This window comes from Streptomyces sp. NPDC046925 (assembly GCF_040644915.1).
Lineage (GTDB): Bacteria > Actinomycetota > Actinomycetes > Streptomycetales > Streptomycetaceae > Streptomyces.
This window is the reverse complement of sequence record NZ_JBEYWZ010000003.1, coordinates 324,781-347,355: the sequence shown is the minus strand read 5'-3', so window position 1 is coordinate 347,355 and position 22,575 is coordinate 324,781. Positions and strand designations below refer to the sequence as shown.

Below are 22,575 nucleotides of genomic sequence, written 5' to 3'. Positions count from 1 at the left end.
GAGTTCCGGCCGTTAACCTCCGCAGGGTCGGGCAGACTCGAAGGAAAACCCGAACCATTGCTTCCAGGGAATCTCCAGGGAAAGAGGGTGGATCGCGTGGACCGCTGCATCGTCCTGGTGGACGCCGGGTATCTGCTGGGTGCCGCCGCGAGTCTCCTCGCGGGCGAGCCGTCCCGGTCCCGGATCACCGTCGATCACACCGCCCTGATCCAGGGCATCCGTGAGCGCGCGGAATCCGACACCGAGCGCCCTCTCCTGCGGATCTACTGGTTCGACGGCGCCCCCGACCGCGTGCCCCAGCCCGAGCACCGCAGGCTGCGGGTCATGCCGCGCGTGACGGTCCGGCTCGGCGCCCTGACCCGCAGCGACGGGCGGTGGGCCCAGAAGGGCGTGGACGCCGCCATGCACGCCGAGCTGACGGAGCTGGCCCGCAACCGCGCCTGCTCGGACATCGTGCTCGTCACCGGCGACGGGGACCTGCTGCCCGGCATGATGGCCGCCAAGGAGCACGGCGTCGCCGTCCACCTGTGGGCCGTGCAGGCCGCCGACGGCGACTACAACCAGTCCGAGGATCTCGTGGCCGAGGCCGACGAGCGCCGCGTCCTCGACCGCGCCTGGATCACCAAAGCCGTACGCCCCAAGGAACTCACCGGCGTCTGCGCCCCCTCGCCCGTCCCGCGCCCCGAGATCGCCGCGATCCTCTCCGCGCCCCTGCCGGAGTCCGCGCTCGCGGCCAGCGCCCAGCGGGCCGCCGACGAGGCAGCGGGGGTGCACCCCAATCAGCACGACCAACACGCCCAGCACGCCGAAGCCGGCACGAACGGCGACGGCGCGGCCGCCCACCACATCCCGCCGGGCAAGGGCGTGCCCACCCCCAAGGACCTGGCCGCCCTGCGCGGCCCCGGCACGCAGGCCGCGCAGCACCCCCCGAACGCCACGCTGCGCTGGTCCTCGGACAAGGGCTGGGTCGAGCGCCCCGGCGGCGCCGCCGAGAGCCCCGAGGCCGCCGCCCTGCCGACGCTCGCCCAGCTGACGACGGCCGAACAGCGCTGGGCCGACCGCGAGGAGGACATCACCACCGTCGGCGGTGACCCCTTCGAGGTCGGGCAGGTGTTCGCGCGCCGCTGGATGGCCCGCCTGCCGGAACAGCACAACCTGCAGAAACTCTCGACGATGTACCCGCGCATCCCGCACCGCGTCGACGGCGAGCTCCTGCGCTACGCCGCCCGCTTCGGACTGCTCGCCCACAAGGACGACCAGATCGACGAACACGACCGGTACGCGATCAGGGCGGGCTTCTGGCGCGAGATCGACGTCCACACGGCGGTCGAGCACGCGCCGGTGGGCGACCGCTCCGGCGAGTGAGGGCACCTGCACGCCAACGGGTGACGGAAGACCACCCCAGATGACTGATACGGGGCGTACGGGGCGCCCCGGGCGCCGGACCGGGCGCCGGACCCCGTACCCTCGTCCTTCGTGAGTACGCGCTCGGCACAGGGAGTCCGACAGGGGCTCCGACAGGGTCACGGCAGCGATGCCGTCTGCGCGGTGCGCGACCTCGTCAAGACATATCCGGCCGCCCGCGGCAGGCGCGGCACGCCCGCGACGCCCGAGGTGCGCGCCACCGACGGCATCAGCCTGGAGGTCAGGCGCGGCGAGATCTTCGGCCTGCTCGGGCCCAACGGCGCCGGCAAGTCCACCCTCGTACGCCAGCTGACCGGCCTGATGCGGCCCGACAGCGGGAGCGTCGAGATCCTCGGGCACGACATCCTGCGCCACCCCGAGCGGGCCGCGCGGATCCTCGCGTATCTGGGGCAGGAGTCCACCGCGCTCGACGAGCTGACCGTCTCGCTCGCCGTCGAGACGACCGCGCGCCTTCGCGGCCTCGACGTGCGCGCGGCGCGGGCCGAGCGGGACGACGTACTCGAAGAGCTGGCGCTCACCCCGCTCGCCTCACGGCCCCTGAAGAAGCTCTCCGGCGGCCAGCGCAGGCTCGCCTGCTTCGCCACCGCCCTGGTGGGGGAGCGGCCGCTGCTCGTCCTCGACGAGCCGACGACCGGCATGGACCCCATCGCGCGGCGCGCCGTCTGGGGCGCCGTCGACCGGCGCAGGGCCGAGCGCGGCACGACGGTCCTGCTCGTCACCCACAACGTCATCGAGGCCGAGACGGTCATGGACCGCGTCGCCGTGCTCGACCACGGCAAGGTCATCGCCTGCGACAGCCCCGTGGGGCTGAAGGAGCAGGTGGCGGGCGAGGTGCGGGTGGAGCTCGTGTGGCGGGAGCGGGCACCGCTCGACGTCCCCGAGGTCGCCGCGCTGCGCTCCTCCGCGGTGGAATCCGGGCGGCGGTGGTCCCTGCGGCTCGCCCCGGACGAGGCACGGGCCGCCGTGGCCGCGGTCACCGGCGGCGAGGCCTTCGCCGCCCTGGACGACTTCACACTGGCCACACCGAGCTTGGAGGACGTGTATCTCGCACTGGGCGGCAACGGAGAAGGGCTGGTGAAGGCATGACCTTCGCCGGACGGGCGAACAGCAACAGGCGGACGAACAGCAACAGCAGGAGGGTCGTTCGGTGAGTGCCGTTCCCCTGGAAGCCGCGGTGCGGGCCGACGACCGCGAGCGGCAGGCCGAAGCCGCCGCGCCCCTGGGACCCCGCGCGCGGCTCTTTCCCGCGCTCGCGGCCGTCTACCGGGCGCAGCTGTCCCGGGCGCGGGTCGCGCGGATTCCGCTGCTCTTCGTGGCGACCTTCCAGTCCGTCGGGATCATGATCCTGATGCGGGGCGTCGTCGACGGGGGCGGCGAGGCGCGTGCCGTCGTCGCCGGTTCCTCCGTGCTCGTCGTCGCCTTCGTCGCGCTCAACCTGCTCGCGCAGTACTTCGGGCAGCTGCGGGCCGACGGCGGCCTCGACCACTACGCCACGCTGCCCGTGCCGCCCGCCGCCGTGGTCCTCGGCGCCGCGGCCGCCTACGCCTCGTTCACCGTGCCGGGCACCGTCGTCACCGCGATCGTCGGCTGCGGCCTCTTCGGGCTTCCGCTGGGGCACCTGTGGGTGCTCGCCGCGGTGATCCCGCTGGCCGGTGCCGCGCTCGCCGGGCTCGGCGCCGCACTCGGGCTGCTCGCACCGCGGCCCGAACTGGCCACGCTGCTGGGCCAGCTGGGCATGTCGGCGGCGCTGCTGCTCGGCGTGCTCCCGGCCGAGCGGATGCCGGGCTTCCTGCAGTACGCGCGCGACCTGCTGCCCTCGACGTACGGGGTGGAGGCGTTCGCCCGCACGTTCGGGCCGCATCCGGACTGGGCGGCCGTCGCCCTGGATCTCGCGGTCTGCGCGGGGGTCGGCGTCGCCTCGCTGGCGATCGCCACCTGGGCGTACCGCCGCGCGGCCGTACGGTGACGCGGCACCGCCTGTGCGGTGAAGCGGTAATCAGGTAGTACTGGCACCATGTGTGGGTGACTGCACCGCTGACGCCCTCCCAGCCGCCCCACGGCCGTCCCCCGCACGACACCTGGCAGCAGACTGCCCAGCCGTCCGGAGCCGTTCTCTCTCCGGCGGACGAGGAGGCCGGTCCCGGCATGAAGACCGAAGTGCGGCAGGCCGTAGTGATCATGGTCGCGGTCGCTGTCTGCGGCATCCTGCTCGGCCTCCTGTGGCTGTGGCTCGCGCCGCGGGTCCCGCTGGTGGCCGACGACAAGGCGGTGTACCTCAAGGACACCGAGGGGGAGCAGGCGATCGGGGTCGACGGATCGTTCGCCCTGCTCGCGCTCGCCTTCGGCGCGGTGACCGGTGCCGTGGTGTTCCTGCTGCGCAAGCGGGGCGGGATCCCGCTGGTCCTCGGCCTCACGGCCGGAGGTCTCCTCGGGGCCGTGCTCGCCTGGCGTCTGGGCGTCTTCCTCGGGCCCGAGACGAATGTCGCCGCCCATGCCAAGGCCGTGGGCGAGGGCGTCGCGTTCGACGCCCCTCTGGAGCTCAAGGCGAAGGGCGCGCTCCTCGCCTGGCCCGTGGCCGCGCTCCTCGTGCACCTGGGCCTGACCGGGCTCTTCGGACCGCGCGACCCCGAGCCGTACCCCCTGCCCTACGGAGATCCCGCGCCCTACGGCGGCGGTGCTCCGTACGGGGACGCCGCGCCCTACGGGGAGCCCGGCCGGGCCGACGGCCGCTCGGACTCCGCCGGGGCGTGAGAACGCCCCCGGACACTCAGGACGCTCCGGCCCCCCGGACACGGTCCGGCGCCCGACCGCCGTCAGGCGGGGCGCTTCCCGTGGTTCGCCTTGCCCTTGCGCACCCGCCACTTCCTCTTGCGCGTCTTCTTCGACATGAGGGTGGTACTAGTCGAGCCGGAGGACCCCGTCGAGGGCCTATTCACGCCCGATCGGCGCCAGTACCGCGGCCGTGAGGCGGGCCAGGTCGCCGGGCGCCAGTTCCACTTCCAGGCCCCTGCGGCCCGCCGACACGCAGATCGTGGCGTGCGAGGAGGCCGAGTCGTCCAGGACCGTGCGGAGCTTCCTGCGCTGGCCGAGGGGCGAGATGCCGCCCCGTACGTAGCCCGTGGTGCGTTCGGCGGCGGCGGGGTCCGCCATCACCGCGCGCTTGCCGGAGACCGCCGTGGCCAGGGCCTTGAGGTTGAGGGTGCCCGCCACGGGGACCACGGCGACCGTCAGTTCGCCGTCGACCTCCGCGACCAGGGTCTTGAAGACCCGGTCGGGCGAGACGCCCATGGCCTGCGCCGCCTCCTCGCCGTACGAGGGGTGCGCGGGGTCGTGTTCGTAGGCGTGGACCGTGTAGTCGGCGCCCGCCGCCGTGAGGGCGACCGTCGCGGGGGTGCCGCCCGTACCCGACTGCTTCTTCTGCTTCTTCGCCAAAGCGCTCGCGCCTTACGTCAGTTGCGGCTTCGTGTCAGTTGAGGCTCGTGGTGCCGCGCGTGAGGTCCGTCGCGGGCAACGACGGCAGATTACGGATGATCGCGGTCTCGGCGCGAAGGACTTTCAGCTCGTCGTGCAGGCGCGACGCCGTGTCCGGCGCCTCCAGGAGCCGCTGCTTGGTGGGGGTGTCCAGGACGGCGGCCGCCGCGACCAGATACGACACCACGGACGGGTCGTCCGGCAGTTCGGCGCCCGTGGACAGGGACCGCTCGCGCGCCCCGGCGAGGCGCTTCTGGTAGGAGCGGAAAGCCCGCAGGACGCCCTCGGCGAGGGTGCCGGCCTCCTCGCCCGGGTCCTCCGGCAGCTCCTCGACCTCCGCGGTCAGGAAGGCGCCCGAGGCGTCCACCGAGTGCAGGCGCACGCGTGAGGTGCCGGTGGCCAGGACCTCGAAGCCGCCGTCGGCCCGCTCCCTGATCGTCGCCGCGTCCGCGATGCAGCCCACCGCGTGGAAGGCCTTGAGCGGGTCGTCGCCGAAGCCGGCGGTCGGCCCCTGCTCGGGCTGCGCGGTGGGGTCGGGGAGGCCGGGCGCGCTCGGCGCCACCTCCAGGCCGTCGCGGATCGCGACGACGGCGAAGAGGCGCTGCTCCTCCTCGGGGGTCTTGAGCAGGTCGCGCATCATGGCGCGATAACGCTCCTCGAACACGTTCAGCGGGAGTACGAGCCCCGGGAACAGCACCGAGTTGAGCGGGAAGAGCGGAAGCCGGACGGTGGTCACGAGCCTGAAGCCTAATGGTCGTCCGAGTCCCGGCGTCCGCCACCGGTGCCCAGCGGGGTCACCGAGGCCACCTCGATGCGGATGCCGTCGCGCAGTTCCAGGAACTGGCCGAGCGGGTCGTCGGACATGCGGTCCCAGGGGAAGGACGTCGCGTGCGGCCCGATGAGGCGCATCTGTTCGAGTGCATCGCGCCAGCGCTCCAGGCGCACGAGGACGTACGTGAGGACGTTGCGGACCTCCGCGGGCCAGGGGTCCCCGGCCTCGTACTCACGAGAAAGGGCGATCCCGAGGTCGGCCGCGGCGTCCAGGCGCTCGCGCGGCACGCTTCCCGACGCGCTCGTGAGATACGCGAACGCGGCCCGCGCGGGCAGCGCCTGGATCAGCGAGCCGGGCAGTGCGTCGCGCGCGGCCTGCTCGGCGAAGTCGAAGCACTGGCGGTGCGAGCCGTACCAGGCGGCCGAGAGGTACTGGAGCGCCGAGGCGTGCCAGCCGTAGTGGTGCGAGGAGCGGTGCTCCGCCTCGGCCCGGATCGTGTCGAAGACCGAGTGCGGGGCGTGGGTGCCGCGCGCATGGTCCAGGGCGATCCGCCACGGCACGGGGTCGCGCGGGTCCGCCTCGGCGGCGGCGGCGATCAGGGGCGACGTCTCGCGGAGCAGCTCGGCGCGGGCGGGCGACTCCCAGCCGCGGACCACCGCGAGCTCGGCCTTGACGAGCAGCGCGTCCGGATCGTGCGGGGCCGCGCACTGCCAGTCGTCGAACCACTCGGGGCGGGAGCGGGCGAAGGCGGCGAGGCGTGTGGTGTAGCGGTCGCGGTTCTCCCACTCGTTGCCCTCGCGGGTCATGGCGAGCAGTTTGGCCGCGGGGTCGTAGTCGCCGCGGCCCGCGGCGACGAGCGCGGGGCCGAGCCGGTCGTCGGGTGCGTCGAGGAGCACCTCGTCGTCGGGGGTCAGACCGGCGGCGAGGAGCGGTGTGTTCCTGACCATTCGTGCGGTACGGATCAGGGCGCGCAGGAGTGCCATGGTGCGTTTATTGAAAACCGCAGGTCGGGGCAGTGCCAGAGGAGAGCCGGTGAAGCTTTCGCATCGATCGTCCGGTTGCCTGACACATGGTCAAGGGATGGCAAAATATCCGCCCGGGGTGGGACCGGGCGGGCTCCGAGGCCGTCCTCAGTTCCTGCGCAGCAGCCTCGTCGCCCCCGCCGCGACCGTCGTCGCGAGGACCCAGCCGAGCAGGATGAGGATCGCCGCGAACCACTGCCAGCCGCCGCTCAGCTGCCAGTAACTGTCCTGGCCGAGATTGATCACCGGGAGCAGCAGGTCGAGGGAGAAGAGCGCGGGGTTCCAGTTCGGGTGCTCGCCCGGCTTGATCGCCGGGTGCTCGGAGTGCGCGAAGGCCACCGCGCTCACCGCCCAGAGCACCGCCATCCAGAGGGCGGCCCGGCCCGGCCGGTAGCCGTACGCCACCGTCCAGTCCTGGGCGAAGCCCCAGAGCTTGGCCGCGAGCGGCAGGGTCTCGCGGCGGCGGCGCTGCTTGGCGAGCAGGACCTCGCGGGCGTCGGCGTCCTCGCCGCCGTTGCGCAGGACGGTGGCCAGCTTCTCGTACGGCTCCGGGTTGTACTCGGCGGTCGCGGCCGCCACCCAGCTCAGCCGCCGGGAGAGCGGGAAACTGCCGAGCGGGACCAGGTTCTCGTAACTGAAGCCGCCCATCTGGAGGCCGCCAGGGCCCGGCCAGCTCGTCGACTTGTCGATGAGGTTGACGACCTTCATGCCGGACAGGATGACCTTGCCGCGCTGTGGGGCCTCGCCGAGGAAGCGCAGCTCGGGGGTCTGGACGCGGCGCAGCGAGACCTCCTGGTCGTTCTCCAGGGTGAAGCGCGCCTGGGCCAGGTCGACCGCGTCCCCGAAGCGCCCGTCGTCGAGCCTTATGCCGCCCTGGCACTCGAAGCGCTGGACGCGGGTGCCGCGCGGGGGAGTCGTGCCGCTGGTCATGGGCGGATCGCCGAGCGCGGCGGGCGTCATGTACAGCGTGCGTTCCACCGTCATCTGCGGGGCGTTGAGCGCCCGCTGGCCGTACGGATTGGCGAGCTTGCTGCCGCGGAGGCTGAAGGAGACGCCGACCTTCGCGCCGCGCAGGCTCAGCTGGCCGTGCGACTCCATCATCTCGGCCTGCAGGTCCTGCCCGACCGAGAGCCCGTCGCCCATGATCGAGTTGCCGCGCCGGTCGCGGTAGATCACGGCCTGGTTGATGAGGAGGTCGGTGCCGATCTGGGCGTCCGTGAGCCGCATGCCGTTGTGGATCCGGCAGCGCGGCAGATGCAGGTCGCCCTCCGTGTGCACGCGGGCCGCCTCCACGCGCGGGATCGAGCAGTTGACCAGGCGCAGGGTGGTGAACTTGGCCTCGGGGACCAGTATTTCCTTCTCGAAGCGGCAGTGCTTCAGCTCGGCGTAGGGAAGGATCTCGCCGCCCGCCAGGTCGAGTACGTCCGTGATCTGGAGTCCGGAGAGCTTCAGCGACGAGACCCGGCCCGAGAGGGCGGGCGGGCCCTCCAGGAGCAGCCAGCACACGATGCGCGCGCGGACGCTGCGTTCCGGGCCCCAGGGGTGGCCGCCGTGCGGATCGTCCGCCATCGGGTCCCCCGACCGGAGGTCGTAGACGCTGCCGTTGCGGAAGGCCTGCCACATGCCGATCTCGGCGGCGGTCAGTCCGTCCGGCGGGTCACCGATGCCGGTGTCGTCGACCACTGCTGTTGTCCTCCCCGTACCGCGATCCCGTACCGCGTTCTCGTCCTGCGATGCGCCTTGGTCTCGTACACCTGTTTCATGCCCGTTCAGTGACGGGCTGAACGCTAGTGGTGAACGTGGTCTTCGAAAAGCAGGGGGTGGCGCGAAGCGTCTCGGGTAGGGCGGTGGTGGGTGACGGGCGGGTCTATATCAGCCAGTGATACGGGGTCGGGCCGGGAATCCGGGTCTGAGAGAATTGGCCATGTGATCTCCCGAATCGATCTGCGCGGCGACGCCCTCCCCGAGGGTCCCGCCCTGCGCGCCCTGCTGCCCCGTGCCGACTTCGACGTCGCGGCCGCCCTGGAGAAGGTGCGGCCCATCTGCGAGGACGTGCATCATCGTGGCGACGCGGCGCTGATCGAGTACGCGGAAAAGTTCGACGGAGTACGGCTGGCGCAGGTCCGTGTCCCCGCGGCCGCCATCGCCGAGGCCCTGGCCGGCCTCGACCCCGTCGTCCGCGAGGCCCTTGAGGAGTCGATCAGGCGCGCCCGCATCGTCCACGCCGAGCAGCGCCGCGCCCCGCACACCACGCAGGTCGTGCCCGGCGGCACGGTCACCGAGAAGTGGGTGCCGGTCGAGCGCGTCGGGCTCTACGCACCGGGCGGCCGGTCCGTCTACCCCTCCTCCGTGATCATGAACGCGGTCCCGGCGCAGGAGGCGGGCGTCGAGTCGATGGCCCTCGCGTCCCCGCCGCAGAAGGACTTCGGCGGCCTCCCGCACCCGACGATCCTCGCCGCCTGCGCCCTCCTCGGCATCGACGAGGTGTACGCGGTCGGCGGCGCCCAGGCCGTCGCGATGTTCGCGTACGGCACCGAGACCTGCGCGCCCGCGAACATGGTCACGGGCCCCGGCAACATCTGGGTCGCCGCGGCCAAGCGCTACTTCACCGGACGCATCGGCATCGACACCGAAGCGGGCCCGACCGAGATCGCCGTCCTCGCCGACGACACCGCCGACGCCGTGCACGTCGCCTCCGACCTGATCAGCCAGGCCGAGCACGACCCGCTCGCCGCCGCCGTGCTCGTCACCGACTCCCTCGCCCTGGCCGACGCCGTGGTCAAGGAGCTGGAGCCGCAGGTCGCGGCGACCAAGCACGTCGAGGACCGGATCGCCCCCGCCCTCGCGGGCAGGCAGTCCGCGATCGTCCTGGTCGACGGCCTGGAGGAGGGCCTGCGCGTCGTCGACGCGTACGGCGCCGAGCACCTGGAGATCCAGACCGCGGACGCCGCGGCCGTCGCGGACCGGGTGAAGAACGCCGGTGCGATCTTCGTCGGCCCCTGGGCCCCCGTCTCGCTCGGCGACTACTGCGCCGGCTCCAACCACGTCCTGCCGACGGGCGGCTGCGCCTGCCACTCCTCGGGCCTCTCGGTCCAGTCGTTCCTGCGCGGCATCCACATCGTCGACTACTCCCGCGACGCGCTCGCCGACGTCGCCCGGCACGTGGTGACGCTGGCGGAGGCCGAGGACCTGCCCGCGCACGGCGCGGCCGTCAAGGCGCGGTTCGGATGGAAGGTACCCACCCAGTGAACGTCCGGATCGACGACCTCCCCGTACGCGACGAACTGCGCGGCAAGTCCCCCTACGGCGCGCCCCAGCTCGACGTACCCGTACGGCTGAACACGAACGAGAACCCGTACCCGCTCCCCGACGCACTCGTCGAGCGCATCGCCGAGCGGGTCCGCGAGGCCGCCCGCGACCTCAACCGCTACCCCGACCGCGACGCCGTCGAGCTGCGCACGGAGCTCGCGCGCTACCTCACCAAGACCGGCGGCCACGAGGTCTCCCTCGCCAACGTCTGGGCGGCCAACGGCTCGAACGAAGTCATCCAGCAGCTGCTCCAGACCTTCGGCGGGCCGGGACGCACCGCCATCGGTTTCGAGCCCTCGTACTCGATGCACGGCCTCATCGCGCGCGGCACCGGCACGGGCTGGATCTCCGGGCCCCGCGGCGAGGGCTTCACCATCGACGCCGACGCCGCCGCGCGGGCCGTCACCGACAACCGGCCCGACGTCGTCTTCATCACCACGCCCAACAACCCCACGGGCAACGCCGTCCCGGCAGAGACGGTCCTCGCGCTCTATGAGGCAGCGCAGGCCGCGAAGCCGTCGATGGTCGTGGTCGACGAGGCGTACGTCGAGTTCAGCCACGGCGACTCGCTGCTCCCGCTGCTCGCGGGGCGGCCGAACCTCGTCATCTCCCGCACGATGTCGAAGGCCTTCGGCGCGGCCGGGCTGCGCCTTGGCTACCTCGCGGCCGACCCGGCGGTCGTCGACGCCGTACAGCTCGTACGCCTGCCGTACCACCTGTCGGCCGTCACGCAGGCCACCGCGCTCGCCGCCCTGGAGCACACCGACACGCTCCTGAAGTACGTCGAGCAGCTGAAGCAGGAGCGCGACCGGCTGGTGAGCGAGCTGCGTGCGATCGGCTATGAAGTGACCGACTCCGACGCCAACTTCGTCCAGTTCGGGCGGTTCGAGGGCGAAGGGGCCGCCCACGCGGTCTGGCAGCGGATCCTCGACCGGGGCGTCCTGGTCCGGGACAACGGCGTGCCGGGCTGGCTGCGCGTCAGCGCGGGAACCCCCGAAGAGAACGACGCGTTCCTCGATGCGGTACGCGAACTGAAGAAGGAGCAGCAGGCATGAGCCGGGTTGGACGGGTCGAACGGACCACCAAGGAGACGTCGGTCCTCGTCGAGATCGATCTCGACGGCACCGGCAAGGTCGAGGTGTCGACGGGTGTCGGTTTCTACGACCACATGCTCGACCAGCTCGGCCGCCACGGCCTCTTCGACCTCACGGTCAAGACCGAGGGCGACCTGCACATCGACACGCACCACACGATCGAGGACACCGCCCTCGCGCTCGGCGCCGCCTTCAAGCAGGCGCTCGGCGACAAGGTCGGCATCTACCGCTTCGGCAACTGCACGGTCCCGCTCGACGAGTCGCTCGCCCAGGTGACCGTCGACCTCAGCGGCCGCCCCTACCTCGTGCACACCGAGCCCGAGACCATGGCGCCGATGATCGGTACGTACGACACGACGATGACCCGGCACATCCTGGAGTCCTTCGTCGCGCAGGCCCAGATCGCCCTGCACGTGCACGTGCCCTACGGCCGCAACGCCCACCACATCGTGGAGTGCCAGTTCAAGGCCCTGGCCCGCGCGCTGCGTTACGCCTCCGAGCGTGACCCGCGCGCCGCCGGGATCCTCCCCTCCACGAAGGGCGCGCTGTAAAGCCATGACCGGCCTCAACACGATTCTGATCGTCGTCGGTCTCTTCCTGATCGGCGGCATCATCTCCTTCGTCAAGCAGGGGATGCCGAAAAGCTTGATCGCGCTGCTCTCCATCGGAGCGGCCATGTGCCTCGTCGCGGGAATCCTGCGGCTCGACTACTGGAACTGAGGGGAGCTGATCCACGTATGACCGCTCCCAAGAAGGTCGTCGTCTTCGACTACGGCTTCGGGAACGTCCGTTCCGCCGAGCGCGCCCTCGCGCACGCGGGCGCGGACGTCGAGATCACCCGTGACTACGACAAGGCCATGGCCGCCGACGGCCTCCTGGTCCCCGGCGTCGGCGCCTTCGCCGCCTGCATGCAGGGGCTCAAGGAGGCGCGCGGCGACTGGATCGTGGGCCGCAGGCTCGCGGGCGGCCGTCCCGTGATGGGCATCTGTGTCGGCATGCAGATCCTCTTCGCGCGCGGCATCGAGCACGACGTGGAGACCGACGGCCTCGACGAGTGGCCCGGCACCGTCGAGCCGCTGAAGGCCGACATCGTCCCGCACATGGGCTGGAACACGGTCGAGGCGCCCGAGGGCTCCCAGCTGTTCGCGGGCCTCGACGCCGACGCCCGCTACTACTTCGTGCACTCGTACGCCGTGCACCACTGGGACTTCGAGGTCGGCAACCCCGCCTTCCGCGCGCCCAAGGTCGCCTGGACCACGCACGGCGAGCCCTTCGTGGCCGCCGTCGAGAACGGCGCGCTGTGGGCCACGCAGTTCCACCCCGAGAAGTCCGGCGACGCCGGCGCCCAGCTCCTCACCAACTGGATCGGAACCCTCTAGGAATGTCAGGGACCTCTGTGAGCAAGCTCGAACTCCTTCCCGCCGTCGACGTCCGCGACGGCCAGGCCGTACGCCTCGTCCATGGCGAGTCCGGCTCGGAGACCTCCTACGGCTCCCCGCTGGAGGCCGCCCTCGCCTGGCAGCGGTCGGGCGCCGAGTGGCTGCACCTGGTCGACCTGGACGCCGCGTTCGGCACCGGCGACAACCGCGCCCTGATCGCCGAGGTCGCGGGCGCCATGGACATCAAGGTCGAACTGTCCGGCGGCATCCGCGACGACGCGTCCCTGGAGGCCGCGCTCGCCACCGGCTGCACGCGCGTGAACCTCGGTACGGCCGCCCTGGAGACCCCGGAGTGGGTCGCCAAGATCATCGCGTCGCACGGCGACAAGATCGCCGTCGGCCTCGATGTCCGCGGCACGACCCTGCGCGGCCGCGGCTGGACCCGCGACGGCGGCGACCTCTACGAGACCCTGGCGCGCCTCGACTCCGAGGGCTGCGCCCGCTATGTCGTCACCGACATCGCCAAGGACGGCACGCTCCAGGGCCCGAACCTGGAGCTCCTGAAGAACGTCTGCGCGGCCACGGACCGCCCGGTCGTCGCCTCCGGCGGCGTCTCCTCGCTCGACGACCTGCGCGCCATCGCCGAGCTCGTCCCGCTGGGCGTCGAGGGCTCGATCGTCGGCAAGGCGCTGTACGCGAAGGCGTTCACGCTTGAGGAGGCGCTGGAGGCGGTCTCCGTATGAGCGGCGAGGCACGCCGGGTGCAGTCCGGGGCCCCCTGGGAGGAGGCCTTCGGCTACGCGCGCGCCGTCGAGCTGCCCAACGGACTCGTCCTGGTCTCCGGCTGCACCTCCGTCGTCGACGGCGTGATCGCCGAGGGCGGTCCGTACGAGCAGGCCACGAACGCCTTCCGGGTCGCCTTCGACGCCCTCGGCAAGCTGGGACTCGGCCGCGAGGACGTCGTCCGTACCCGCATGTACCTCACCCACGCGCGGGACGTGGAGGAGGTCGGGCGCGCCCACAAGGAGCTGTTCGACGCCGTGCGCCCCGCCGCGACCCTGTTGATCGTCTCCGGCTTCGTCGACCCGTCGCTGGTCGTCGAGGTCGAGGTCGAGGCCTGTCGTCAGATCCGAGAGGCGGCCAAGTGACCCTCGCCGTACGTGTCATCCCCTGCCTCGACGTCGACAACGGCCGGGTCGTCAAGGGCGTCAACTTCCAGAACCTGCGCGACGCGGGCGACCCCGTCGAGATGGCGAAGGTGTACGACGCCGAGGGCGCCGACGAACTCACCTTCCTGGACATCACCGCGTCGTCCGGCAACCGCGAGACGACCTACGACGTGGTCCGGCGCACCGCCGAGCAGGTCTTCATCCCGCTCACGGTGGGCGGCGGCGTCCGTACGGCGGAGGACGTCGACAAGCTGCTGCGCGCGGGCGCGGACAAGGTGGGCGTGAACACGGCCGCCATCGCGCGCCCCGAGCTGATCCGCGAGATCGCGGAGCGGTTCGGCCGCCAGGTGCTCGTCCTGTCGGTCGACGCCCGGCGTACGGCTTCGGGCTCCTTCGAGGTCACGACCCACGGCGGCCGCAAGTCCGCCGGGATCGACGCCGTCGAATGGGCGCACCAAGCCGCCGAGTTGGGCGCGGGCGAGATCCTGCTCAACTCGATGGACGCGGACGGCACGAAGGACGGCTACGACATCGAGATGATCGCGGCGGTGCGCCGTCACGTCACCGTCCCGGTCATCGCCTCCGGCGGCGCCGGCGGGCTCGACCACTTCCCGCCCGCGATCGGGGCGGGCGCGGACGCGGTGCTCGCCGCGTCGGTCTTCCACTTCGGGGATCTGCGGATCGGCGAGGTGAAGGACACGCTGCGGGGGGCGGGACACCCCGTTCGCTGAGGCGGTTTTTTCGAGAAAGCCCTGGTCACCTGGTGGCCAGGGCTTTCTGCCGCCGAGATGCGAAGGGAAACTTGCGCAATTTTTATTGCGCAAGTTTTCTTTCCTATCTACGGTGAGGGTATGGACGACAAGCGCGACAAGCAGCCCGAGCCCGGGCCCGGCGAGCTCCGCCGCATCACCGACCTCGGCACGCTCAAGGCGCTGGGGCACCCGCTGCGGCTTCGGGTCTACGGCACGCTGCGGGTCTCGGGCCCCTCGACGGCCTCGCAGCTCGCCTCACAGGTAGACGAGGCGGTCTCGCTCGTCAGCTACCACCTGCGCAAGCTCGCCGAGCACGGCCTCATCGAGGAGGCCGACGTGCAGAGCGAGGACGCGCGGGAGCGGTGGTGGCAGGCGGCGCAGGACACCCTGAGCTTCCGGCACGAGGACTTCAAGGACACGCCGGAGGGGGCGGCCACGCACGCGGCCGTCGTGCGCAGCCTGATCACCTACCGGCAGGAGCAGTACGAGACCTACCTGGCCCAGCAGGAGGCGTGGGGCGCGGAGTGGCGCATCGCCGCCGACCAGTCGGACTTCCTCGCCCGTCTGAACCCGGCCGAGCTGACCCGGCTCAACCGCGAGATCCACGCCCTGATCAGGACGTACGAGGAGCAGGGCAAGGCGGCTGAGGCGGCGGGCGACACCGAGGGCCGCGAGAACGTCGCCGTCCACTTGGCCAGCTTCCCCTTCCGGCTCTGAGAGGCGTTCCGCCATGTCCGCCACCGGCATACGTACGACCCTCGTCCCGAGCGAAGAGAAGCCCGCGCACCGGGACGGGAACGTGCTGCGCTGGCTGAGCGCGTACACCGCCTCCGCGGTGGGCGACAACGTCTACTACCTCGCTCTGTCCTGGGCGGCCATCCGGTCCGGCAGCCCCGCGCAGGCCGGTGTGGTCATGGCCGTCAGCGCCGTGCCGCGCGCGCTGTTGATGCTGGGCGGGGGAGTCGTCGCCGACCGGTTCGGGCCGCGCCGGGTCGTCATCGGCAGCGACGCCGTGCGGTGCGTCGCGGTGTTCGCGGTGGCGGGACTGCTGCTCGCGGCGGGCCCCCGGCTGTGGCTGCTCGCGGTGCTGGGTTTCGTCTTCGGCACGGTCGACGCCCTGTTCATGCCGGCGGTGGGGGCGCTGCCCGCACGCATCACCGGGCGGCACCAGCTGGCCCGTGTGCAGGGCATGCGGGGCCTTGTGATCCGTCTCGCCCACGTCGTGGGCGCGCCGCTCGGCGGACTCGGCGTCGCGCTCGGCGGCTCGGCAGCGGCATTCGGCATCGCCGGGCTGCTCTTCGCGGCGTCGCTGCCGCTGCTGGTGTCCGTCCGCATCGGAAACCCGGCCGCCGCCGAAAGCGCCGCGGGCAGGCGGACCGCGTGGCGTGAACTCGGCGACGGGCTCCGGTACATCCGGCGCCACCGCATCCTCGCCCCGCTGATGGTGGTCGTCGCTCTGGCGGACCTGGGCTTCGTGGGTCCGCTGAACATCGGCCTCACCATGCTGGCCGACGAGCGCGGCTGGGGCGCGTCAGGTGTGGGCCTGGTCCTCGCCGGATTCGGCGCGGGGGCCGGGGGATCGGCGCTCCTGCTGACCGTGCGGGGCCGGTTGCCGCGCGCGGGGCTCGTGCTGTCCGGGACGTGTGCCGCGGGCGCCGTGGGGATCGGGGCCGTGGCGTATGTGCCGAGCCTGCCGCTTGCGGCCGGGACGGCGCTGCTCGTCGGTCTCCTGGTGGGGCTCACCGGGGCCCTGGCCGCGGCGCTGGCGCAGACCGAGGCGGACGCCGCGTACATCGGCCGGGTCACGTCCGTCGGCAGCCTGGTGAGCCTGGGCGTGGCGCCGCTGACGTATCCCCTGACGGGGTGGGCCGTGGGGATCTGGGGGACGGCCCCGGTCTTCACCGCCAGCGCGGCGGCGTGCGCGCTCGCCGGGACCTACGGGCTGTGCTCGCGGCCGCTGCGGGCGGCCGAGCTGCCGACCGCCCCGGCCCGGCCGTGATGTCCGCTAAGGCCCAGCGGGCGCGTCCTGCATCAGCTGCACCAGGTTCCCCACCGAGTCGTCGAGCACCGCGGTGATCACCGGCCCCTGCTCCTCGGGGCCCTGGGTGAACCGCACCCCGAGCCCCGTAAGCCGCTCGTGCTCGGCCCGTACGTCGTCGACCCCGAAGACGATGCACGGGATGCCCGCCTCGTGCAGGGCCTTGCGATAGGGCTCCGCGATGGGCCCCTCGCCCGGCTCCAACAGCAACTCCACATCGCTCTGACCGCCCGCCGCGCCGACGGTGACGAAGACCTGGCCCGCCATCATGTCCACGTGGTGGCGGGTCTCGAAGCCGAGCACGTCCGTGTAGAAGGCGTGGGCTCTCGCCACGTCGTCGACGTACACACCGGTCATCGCGATCTTGATCATCAGAGTCCTCAGAACATTTCAGAGTCCCAGTTGCCTGGTCTCGTGCAGGCGGGCGATCGCGTCCTTCTCGCCGTCCAACTCGACGTCGGCCGCGTCCTGCCGCCCGTACACGTACAGAAGCAGCTCGGACGGCTGCCCGGTCACCGTCACCACGGGAGTGCCGCGGTGCGCCACGGCCGTCTGGCCGTCGGGGCGCCGCAGGACCACGCCCACCGGAGCCTTGCGGCCCACCAGACGGGCCATCCGCTCCAGCCGGGACCACAGGGCGTCCGAGAAGACCGGGTCGAGCTCGCGCGGCGTCCAGTCGGGACGGGCGCGGCGTACGTCCTCGGTGTGGATGTAGAACTCGACGGCGTTCGACGCCTCGTCGATCTGCTTGAGGGAGAAGGGCGAGAACCGCGGCGGCCCCGTCCTGATGAGCTGGATCAGTTCCTCGTACGGCTTCGCGGCGAACTCGGCCTGTACCCGTTCGAGACGCGAGGCCAGCTGCTTGATCAGCAGCCCGCCCGCGGCGTCCGCGCGGCGCTCGCGGACCACCACATGGGCCGCGAGATCACGGGTGTTCCAGCCCTCGCAGAGGGTGGGGGCATCAGGGCCCTCGGCCTCCAACAGATCGGCGAGGAGAAGTCGTTCACGCTTGGCATGGGTCGACATACGCCCCAGCGTACGACCCGGTTCCCGGTCCGCCCAGTGGACACGGCCCGGCGGGCGCCCGGCGCGCGGCACAATGGCCCCATGACCGCCACGCCCCCGCCCAGCAGCCTCGACCCCGAGATCGCCGCCCGCCTCAAGCGCGCCGCCGACGGCCTCGTCCCCGCCATCGCCCAGCAGTACGACACCGGCGAGGTGCTGATGCTGGGCTGGATGGACGACGAGGCGCTGCACCGCACCCTCACCACGGGCCGCTGCACGTACTGGTCGCGCAGCCGCCAGGAGTACTGGGTCAAGGGAGACACCTCCGGCCACTTCCAGTACGTGAAGTCCGTCGCCCTCGACTGCGACGCGGACACCGTCCTGGTCCAGGTCGACCAGATCGGTGCCGCCTGTCACACCGGCACGCGCACGTGCTTCGACTCCGACACCCTCGCGGTCACCTTCACCGGCACCGAAGCGTGATCGTCTCGCCGTCCCGCAGCACGATGCGGGACGGATCGCCGGCCCTGGCCTGCCCGCCGACATCCGCGCGGCACTTCTCCCGTACGGCGCTCACGCCCCACTCGGTCATGAACTGGCCCAGGGTGAAGTCCCGCCACTCCTCCGACTCCACGTGCAGGGTGCCGGTGGTGTCGTGCGTGTGCAGCGGGCTGTAGCGGGGCTTGGGGCCCGAGCGGTCGATGCCGATGTCGGCGGGGACCGTGACGGGGCTGCGGCCCGAGTACACCTTCAGGGTGGTGTGGATGTGCATGTCCATCGCCTCGGAGTCGAGCATCTCCAGGCCCGCGGCCCGGACCCTCTCGGGCACGTCCTTGGGAGCGGGCCACACGACGGGCTCGGGGGCGGCGGCCCCGAACGCGGTCGAGGCGAGGACGAGGGCAAGGGCGGACAGCGTAAGACGGTTGGTCATCGTCCCGTTGTAGTGGCAGACGTCCCGCCTGTCGGTCCGCAACACCGACCGCCACCCGCACGGCCGTAAGCTCCTCCCATGGATCTCGAGACCTTCCGCAAGCTCGCGAGCGACCGCCGAGTGATCCCCGTCAGCCGCAAGCTCCTCGCGGACGGCGACACCCCGGTCGGCCTCTACCGCAAGCTCGCCGCCGAGCGGCCCGGCACGTTCCTCCTGGAGTCCGCGGAGAACGGCCGCTCCTGGTCTCGCTACTCGTTCGTCGGCGTCCGCAGCGCCGCCACCCTCACCACCCGCGACGGCGAGGCGCACTGGCTGGGCACCCCGCCCGTCGGCGTCCCGGTCTCCGGCGACCCGCTCGACGCCCTGCGCGCCACCGTCCAGGCCCTGCACACGCCGCACGACCTGGCCTCCGGGCTGCCGCCCTTCACCGGAGGCATGGTCGGCTACCTCGGCTACGACATCGTGCGGCGCCTGGAGAAGATCGGCCCCGGCGAGCGCGACGACCTCGGGCTGCCCGAGCTGACGATGCTCCTCACCAGCGATCTCGCCGTCCTGGACCACTGGGACGGATCGGTGCTGCTCATCGCCAACGCGATCAACCACAACGACCTGGAGACGGGCGTCGACGAGGCGTACGCCGACGCCGTCGCGCGCCTCGACGCCATGGAGGCCGACCTGTCGCGGGCCGTCTCCCAGCCCCCGGCCGCGCTGCCGCCGTCCGAGCTGCCGCAGTACACGCAGCTGTGGGGCGGCGACCAGTACCAAGAGGTCGTCGAGGACATCAAGGAGCGCATCCGCGCGGGCGAGGCCTTCCAGGTCGTCCCCTCGCAGCGCTTCGAGACCCCGTGCGACGCGAGCGCCCTCGACGTCTACCGCGTGCTGCGGGCCACCAACCCGTCGCCGTACATGTACCTCTTCCGCTTCGACGGGTTCGACGTCGTCGGCTCGTCGCCCGAGGCCCTCGTCAAGGTCGAGGACGGGCGCGCCATGGTGCACCCCATCGCGGGCACCCGGCCGCGCGGCGCGACCCCGCAGGAGGACCAGGCGCTCGCCGACGAACTGCTCGCCGACCCCAAGGAGCGGGCCGAGCACCTGATGCTGGTCGACCTGGGCCGCAACGACCTGGGGCGGGTCTGCGAGCCCGGCTCGGTCGAGGTCGTCGACTTCATGTCCATCGAGCGGTACTCGCACGTCATGCACATCGTGTCGACCGTCACCGGACAGGTCGCCGAGGGGCGCACCGCCTTCGACGTCCTCACCGCCTGCTTCCCCGCGGGCACCCTCTCCGGCGCCCCCAAGCCCCGCGCGATGCAGATCATCGACGAGCTGGAACCCTCCCGGCGCGGCCTGTACGGCGGCTGTGTCGGATATCTCGACTTCGCGGGCGACTCCGACACCGCCATCGCCATCCGCACCGCCCTGCTGCGCGAGGGCACGGCATATGTGCAGGCCGGCGCGGGGGTCGTCGCCGACTCCGACCCCGTGGCCGAGGACACCGAGTGCCGCAACAAGGCGGCGGCCGTCCTGCGGGCCGTCCACACGGCGAACCGGCTGCGGCGCCCCGACGGACGTGAGGGATAGTGGAGGGGTGACTTCTGCCGTACCTCCGCCCCGCACCCGGGCTGCTGATCCCGATGGTGCCGCCGAGACCGCCGCCGAGCCCGAGACCCGGGCCCAGCGCAGCGGTCGGCGCAGCATCGCCGTGGCCCTGCTGTCCGGCGCAGTCGGCGCGGCCCTCGCGCTGCTCGCGTCCCGCCAGACGTGGGCGAAGGGCACCGCTTCGGTCGCGGGCGGCGAACTGCCGCTGAGCGCCACGGGCAGCGACGTCACGGGCGTGCCCGCGGCCCTGGCGATAGTGGGCCTCGCCGCGCTCGTCGCCGTCTTCGCCGTCCGCAAGGCCGGGCGGATGCTGGTCTCGCTGGTCCTCGCGCTGAGCGGCGCGGGCACCGTGGCCGCCGCCCTCCTCGCCGCGAACGACAGCAGCGCCCTGGACGAGAAGGCCGCCGAGGCCTCCGGCGACGCCGCCGCCACGATCGGTGATCTCAGCCACACCGCCTGGCCGTACGCGGCCGCCGCCGCGGGCGCGCTGATCCTGATCGCCGGGCTGCTCGCCCTCACGTACGGGAAGGGCTGGCCCGCCATGTCGGGCCGCTACGAACGCGACGGCGCCCCGCGTCCGCGCAAGGCCCCGCCGAAAGTGGACCCGGACCGGCCCGAGGACCTGTGGAAGGCGCTCGACCGCGGCGAGGACCCCACGCGCGAGGCATGACCCCGGGCTCGGGCACGCGCGCGCGTACGGGACAATGGAGCGGTGAGCGTTCGGCTCACCCCACGCATCACCCCCTCATGCATCACCACCACGCATACAGCAACGAGGAGCAAGCCATGTCGGGCAGCAGCCACGGACACACCCCGGCCGCCTGGACCGGTGTCATCATCGCCTTCATCGGTTTCTGCGTATCGGGTGCCTTCATGGTGTTGGCCAACCCGCTGGGCTTCTGGGCCGGCATGGTCATCATCGCCGCCGGTGGCGTCGTGGGCATGGTCATGCGCGCCGCGGGTCTCGGCCAGGCCAAGCGCGTGCAGCCGCAGCCGAAGGGGCAGCTCGCCCACTCCGAGGGCTGAGCCCTCAGCCGTCGTACGCGGGAGGCCGACCCGGCAGGCGCCGGGACGGCCTCCTTCCGCGTTTCCCCGCGGGCGGCCACCGGCGACGAAGGGCACAATGCATCGGGTGGACGCTGACGAGGCCGACCCCCCAAGCGCGGCACCAGCCGTCGGTACCGCCCTGCGGCGGCTCGCCGTACCCCTCGGCGTACTCGGCTCGGTGATCGCCGCCTTCGCCTATGTCGGCACCGTCGACCCGAACGAGCCCGGCCACTACCCCACGTGTCCGCTGCTCCAGCTCACGGGCGTCTACTGCCCCGGCTGCGGCGGACTGCGCAGCGCCCACGCCTTCGTCCACGGCGACCTCGCCACGGCGCTCGGCGCCAACGCCCTCGCCGTCGCCGGGTACGGCCTCTTCGCCGTCGTGTGGACCCTCTGGGCCCTGCGCGCGGCACGCGGCCGGCGTCCGCGGATCGAGTTGGGGCCCCTTCAGCTGTACGGGATCGGGGTGCTCATCGCCGTGTTCACCCTCGTGCGCAATCTGCCGTTCGGGGCATGGCTGCATCCGTGATCCGCGGCGAAACCGCAGGCCGCAGCCCCGGAGGGTGTCCAGGACGTGGGACTGGCGTCAACCGGATGCGGGGCCTTCGCCCTCCTGCGGATACCATCGCAGTGACCATCGGAAATGCCTGATGAGGCAGCCGAACAAGCTTGAGGTTCAAACAGCAGCTTCACCGTCAGGGAAGGGGGCCGCTCGCGTGAGTGTGCTCGACGAGATCATCGACGGAGTCCGTGCCGACCTCGCGGAACGGCAGGCGCGCGTCAGCCTCGACGAGCTCAAGGAGCGCGCGGCGAAGGCTCCTGCGGCCAAGGACGGAGTCGCCGCCCTGCGCGGCGACGGCGTCAAGGTCATCTGCGAGGTCAAGCGCTCCAGCCCCTCCAAGGGCGCGCTCGCCGCGATCGCCGACCCGGCGGGTCTGGCCGCGGACTACGAGGCGGGCGGCGCCGCCGTCATCTCCGTGCTCACCGAGGAGCGCCGCTTCGGCGGTTCGCTCGCCGACCTGGAGGCCGTGCGGGCCAAGGTCGACATCCCGGTGCTCCGCAAGGACTTCATCGTCACCTCGTACCAGCTGTGGGAGGCCAGGGCGTACGGCGCCGACCTCGCCCTGCTGATCGTGGCCGCCCTGGAGCAGCCCGCCCTGGAGTCGCTCATCGAGCGCGCCCATTCGATCGGCCTCACGCCGATCGTCGAGGTGCACGACGAGGACGAGGCCGAGCGGGCCGTCGACGCGGGGGCCCGCGTCATCGGCGTCAACAACCGCGACCTCAAGACCCTCAAGGTCGACCGCTCCACCTTCGAGCGGGTCGCCCCCGAGCTGCCGGACAGCGTCGTCAAGATCGCCGAGTCCGGTGTGCGCGGGCCGCACGACCTCATCGCGTTCGCCAACGCGGGCGCCGACGCGGTGCTCGTGGGCGAGTCCCTGGTGACCGGCCGCGACCCGAAGGGCGCGGTCTCCGACCTCGTCGCCGCGGGCGCGCACCCGGCCCTGCGCCACGGGCGGAGCTGACCCCTCCCGATGACCGCCTTCGCCCGCCTCGCACCCG

Annotated in this window: 27 protein-coding genes; 20 read left to right on the top strand and 7 right to left on the bottom strand. The window is 72.2% G+C overall.

The features are described 5' to 3' along the window. The first annotated feature begins 96 nt into the window (after positions 1-96). The 4 genes from ABZ906_RS14815 (at position 97) to ABZ906_RS14800 (ending at position 4,176) form a co-directional block, all read left to right on the top strand. Positions 97-1,365, top strand: a complete 1,269-nt coding sequence (locus tag ABZ906_RS14815; RefSeq protein ID WP_361188763.1) for an NYN domain-containing protein — start codon at positions 97-99, stop codon at positions 1,363-1,365. Between the two features lie 183 nt (positions 1,366-1,548). Further along, a complete protein-coding gene (locus ABZ906_RS14810) occupies positions 1,549-2,511 on the top strand; it encodes an ABC transporter ATP-binding protein (RefSeq protein ID WP_361188975.1) in 963 nt (320 codons plus the stop codon). A 76-nt stretch (positions 2,512-2,587) separates the two neighbouring features. Continuing rightward, positions 2,588-3,391: an ABC transporter permease gene (locus ABZ906_RS14805; RefSeq protein WP_361383170.1), complete on the top strand. Its 804-nt coding sequence runs from the start codon at positions 2,588-2,590 to the stop codon at positions 3,389-3,391. A gap of 56 nt (positions 3,392-3,447) precedes the next feature. After that, positions 3,448-4,176 carry a DUF2567 domain-containing protein gene (locus ABZ906_RS14800; protein WP_361381991.1) on the top strand — a complete coding sequence of 243 codons (729 nt, stop codon included), beginning with the start codon at positions 3,448-3,450 and terminating at the stop codon, positions 4,174-4,176. Between the two features lie 177 nt (positions 4,177-4,353). Here ABZ906_RS14800 and ybaK read toward each other — a convergent pair whose 3' ends face one another. The 4 genes from ybaK to ABZ906_RS14780 all read right to left on the bottom strand — a co-directional run bounded on the left by ybaK (position 4,354) and on the right by ABZ906_RS14780 (position 8,373). Further along, a complete protein-coding gene (gene ybaK / locus ABZ906_RS14795) occupies positions 4,354-4,857 on the bottom strand; it encodes a Cys-tRNA(Pro) deacylase (protein WP_361381988.1) in 504 nt (167 codons plus the stop codon). Between the two features lie 34 nt (positions 4,858-4,891). Then, complete coding sequence (locus tag ABZ906_RS14790; protein WP_361381985.1) at positions 4,892-5,632, bottom strand: LON peptidase substrate-binding domain-containing protein; 741 nt, start codon at positions 5,630-5,632, stop codon at positions 4,892-4,894. 11 nt (positions 5,633-5,643) lie between these two features. Further along, positions 5,644-6,651 carry a hypothetical protein gene (locus tag ABZ906_RS14785; RefSeq protein WP_361381982.1) on the bottom strand — a complete coding sequence of 336 codons (1,008 nt, stop codon included), beginning with the start codon at positions 6,649-6,651 and terminating at the stop codon, positions 5,644-5,646. Between the two features lie 147 nt (positions 6,652-6,798). Beyond that, positions 6,799-8,373, bottom strand: coding sequence for an oxidoreductase (locus ABZ906_RS14780; RefSeq protein ID WP_361188750.1), 1,575 nt, complete (start codon positions 8,371-8,373; stop codon positions 6,799-6,801). Positions 8,374-8,616: 243 nt separating this feature from the next. Here ABZ906_RS14780 and hisD point away from each other — a divergent pair, with 243 nt between their 5' ends. From hisD to ABZ906_RS14730, 10 genes are all read left to right on the top strand, one after another. Next, positions 8,617-9,939: a histidinol dehydrogenase gene (gene hisD, locus ABZ906_RS14775; RefSeq protein ID WP_361188747.1), complete on the top strand. Its 1,323-nt coding sequence runs from the start codon at positions 8,617-8,619 to the stop codon at positions 9,937-9,939. Next, positions 9,936-11,054 (top strand): histidinol-phosphate transaminase, encoded by a 1,119-nt coding sequence (locus ABZ906_RS14770; RefSeq protein ID WP_361381979.1) that lies wholly within the window; start codon positions 9,936-9,938, stop codon positions 11,052-11,054. Before hisD ends, ABZ906_RS14770 begins: the two co-directional genes overlap by 4 nt. Beyond that, positions 11,051-11,644, top strand: a complete 594-nt coding sequence (hisB, locus tag ABZ906_RS14765; RefSeq protein WP_135330188.1) for an imidazoleglycerol-phosphate dehydratase HisB — start codon at positions 11,051-11,053, stop codon at positions 11,642-11,644. Before ABZ906_RS14770 ends, hisB begins: the two co-directional genes overlap by 4 nt. 4 nt (positions 11,645-11,648) lie before the next feature. Then, entirely contained in the window at positions 11,649-11,813 is a 165-nt protein-coding gene (locus ABZ906_RS14760) for a hypothetical protein (protein ID WP_361188742.1), read from the top strand. Positions 11,814-11,830: 17 nt separating this feature from the next. Continuing rightward, complete coding sequence (gene hisH, locus ABZ906_RS14755) at positions 11,831-12,472, top strand: imidazole glycerol phosphate synthase subunit HisH (RefSeq protein ID WP_361381976.1); 642 nt, start codon at positions 11,831-11,833, stop codon at positions 12,470-12,472. A gap of 17 nt (positions 12,473-12,489) precedes the next feature. Further along, complete coding sequence (gene priA / locus ABZ906_RS14750) at positions 12,490-13,215, top strand: bifunctional 1-(5-phosphoribosyl)-5-((5-phosphoribosylamino)methylideneamino)imidazole-4-carboxamide isomerase/phosphoribosylanthranilate isomerase PriA (protein WP_361188969.1); 726 nt, start codon at positions 12,490-12,492, stop codon at positions 13,213-13,215. Beyond that, a complete protein-coding gene (locus tag ABZ906_RS14745; protein ID WP_361188735.1) occupies positions 13,212-13,619 on the top strand; it encodes a RidA family protein in 408 nt (135 codons plus the stop codon). The genes priA and ABZ906_RS14745 overlap by 4 nt, the downstream gene beginning before the upstream one ends. Further along, complete coding sequence (gene hisF / locus ABZ906_RS14740; protein WP_361381973.1) at positions 13,616-14,371, top strand: imidazole glycerol phosphate synthase subunit HisF; 756 nt, start codon at positions 13,616-13,618, stop codon at positions 14,369-14,371. Before ABZ906_RS14745 ends, hisF begins: the two co-directional genes overlap by 4 nt. 120 nt (positions 14,372-14,491) lie before the next feature. Next, on the top strand, positions 14,492-15,109 hold the full coding sequence (locus ABZ906_RS14735) for a helix-turn-helix domain-containing protein (protein WP_361188730.1): 618 nt from the start codon (positions 14,492-14,494) through the stop codon (positions 15,107-15,109). A gap of 13 nt (positions 15,110-15,122) precedes the next feature. Beyond that, positions 15,123-16,391: an MFS transporter gene (locus tag ABZ906_RS14730; protein WP_361381970.1), complete on the top strand. Its 1,269-nt coding sequence runs from the start codon at positions 15,123-15,125 to the stop codon at positions 16,389-16,391. A gap of 6 nt (positions 16,392-16,397) precedes the next feature. Here the strand turns inward: ABZ906_RS14730 and ABZ906_RS14725 are convergent, their stop codons facing one another. After that, the gene (locus ABZ906_RS14725; RefSeq protein ID WP_361381967.1) at positions 16,398-16,802 is read right to left on the bottom strand and encodes a VOC family protein; all 405 of its coding nucleotides are present in this window, start codon (positions 16,800-16,802) and stop codon (positions 16,398-16,400) included. A gap of 18 nt (positions 16,803-16,820) precedes the next feature. Further along, on the bottom strand, positions 16,821-17,456 hold the full coding sequence (locus ABZ906_RS14720; RefSeq protein ID WP_361188722.1) for a TIGR03085 family metal-binding protein: 636 nt from the start codon (positions 17,454-17,456) through the stop codon (positions 16,821-16,823). 81 nt (positions 17,457-17,537) lie between these two features. On the opposite strand from ABZ906_RS14720, the gene hisI reads away from it, so the two are divergent. Next, complete coding sequence (gene hisI, locus ABZ906_RS14715) at positions 17,538-17,918, top strand: phosphoribosyl-AMP cyclohydrolase (protein WP_361188720.1); 381 nt, start codon at positions 17,538-17,540, stop codon at positions 17,916-17,918. Here hisI and ABZ906_RS14710 read toward each other — a convergent pair. Continuing rightward, complete coding sequence (locus tag ABZ906_RS14710; RefSeq protein ID WP_361188717.1) at positions 17,899-18,366, bottom strand: hypothetical protein; 468 nt, start codon at positions 18,364-18,366, stop codon at positions 17,899-17,901. The two genes, hisI and ABZ906_RS14710, sit on opposite strands and share 20 nt — an antisense overlap. A 78-nt stretch (positions 18,367-18,444) precedes the next feature. Between ABZ906_RS14710 and ABZ906_RS14705 the strand changes: the two genes are divergently transcribed. From ABZ906_RS14705 to trpC, 5 genes are all read left to right on the top strand, one after another. Continuing rightward, positions 18,445-19,947 (top strand): anthranilate synthase component I, encoded by a 1,503-nt coding sequence (locus tag ABZ906_RS14705; protein WP_361381964.1) that lies wholly within the window; start codon positions 18,445-18,447, stop codon positions 19,945-19,947. A gap of 7 nt (positions 19,948-19,954) precedes the next feature. Further along, positions 19,955-20,635 carry a TIGR02234 family membrane protein gene (locus ABZ906_RS14700; protein WP_361188711.1) on the top strand — a complete coding sequence of 227 codons (681 nt, stop codon included), beginning with the start codon at positions 19,955-19,957 and terminating at the stop codon, positions 20,633-20,635. Positions 20,636-20,751: 116 nt separating this feature from the next. Next, positions 20,752-20,991, top strand: coding sequence for an HGxxPAAW family protein (locus tag ABZ906_RS14695; RefSeq protein ID WP_361188708.1), 240 nt, complete (start codon positions 20,752-20,754; stop codon positions 20,989-20,991). Between the two features lie 97 nt (positions 20,992-21,088). Next, a complete protein-coding gene (locus tag ABZ906_RS14690) occupies positions 21,089-21,541 on the top strand; it encodes a DUF2752 domain-containing protein (protein ID WP_361381961.1) in 453 nt (150 codons plus the stop codon). 187 nt (positions 21,542-21,728) lie between these two features. Next, positions 21,729-22,538 (top strand): indole-3-glycerol phosphate synthase TrpC, encoded by an 810-nt coding sequence (gene trpC / locus ABZ906_RS14685; RefSeq protein ID WP_249590480.1) that lies wholly within the window; start codon positions 21,729-21,731, stop codon positions 22,536-22,538. Positions 22,539-22,575: the final 37 nt, after the last annotated feature.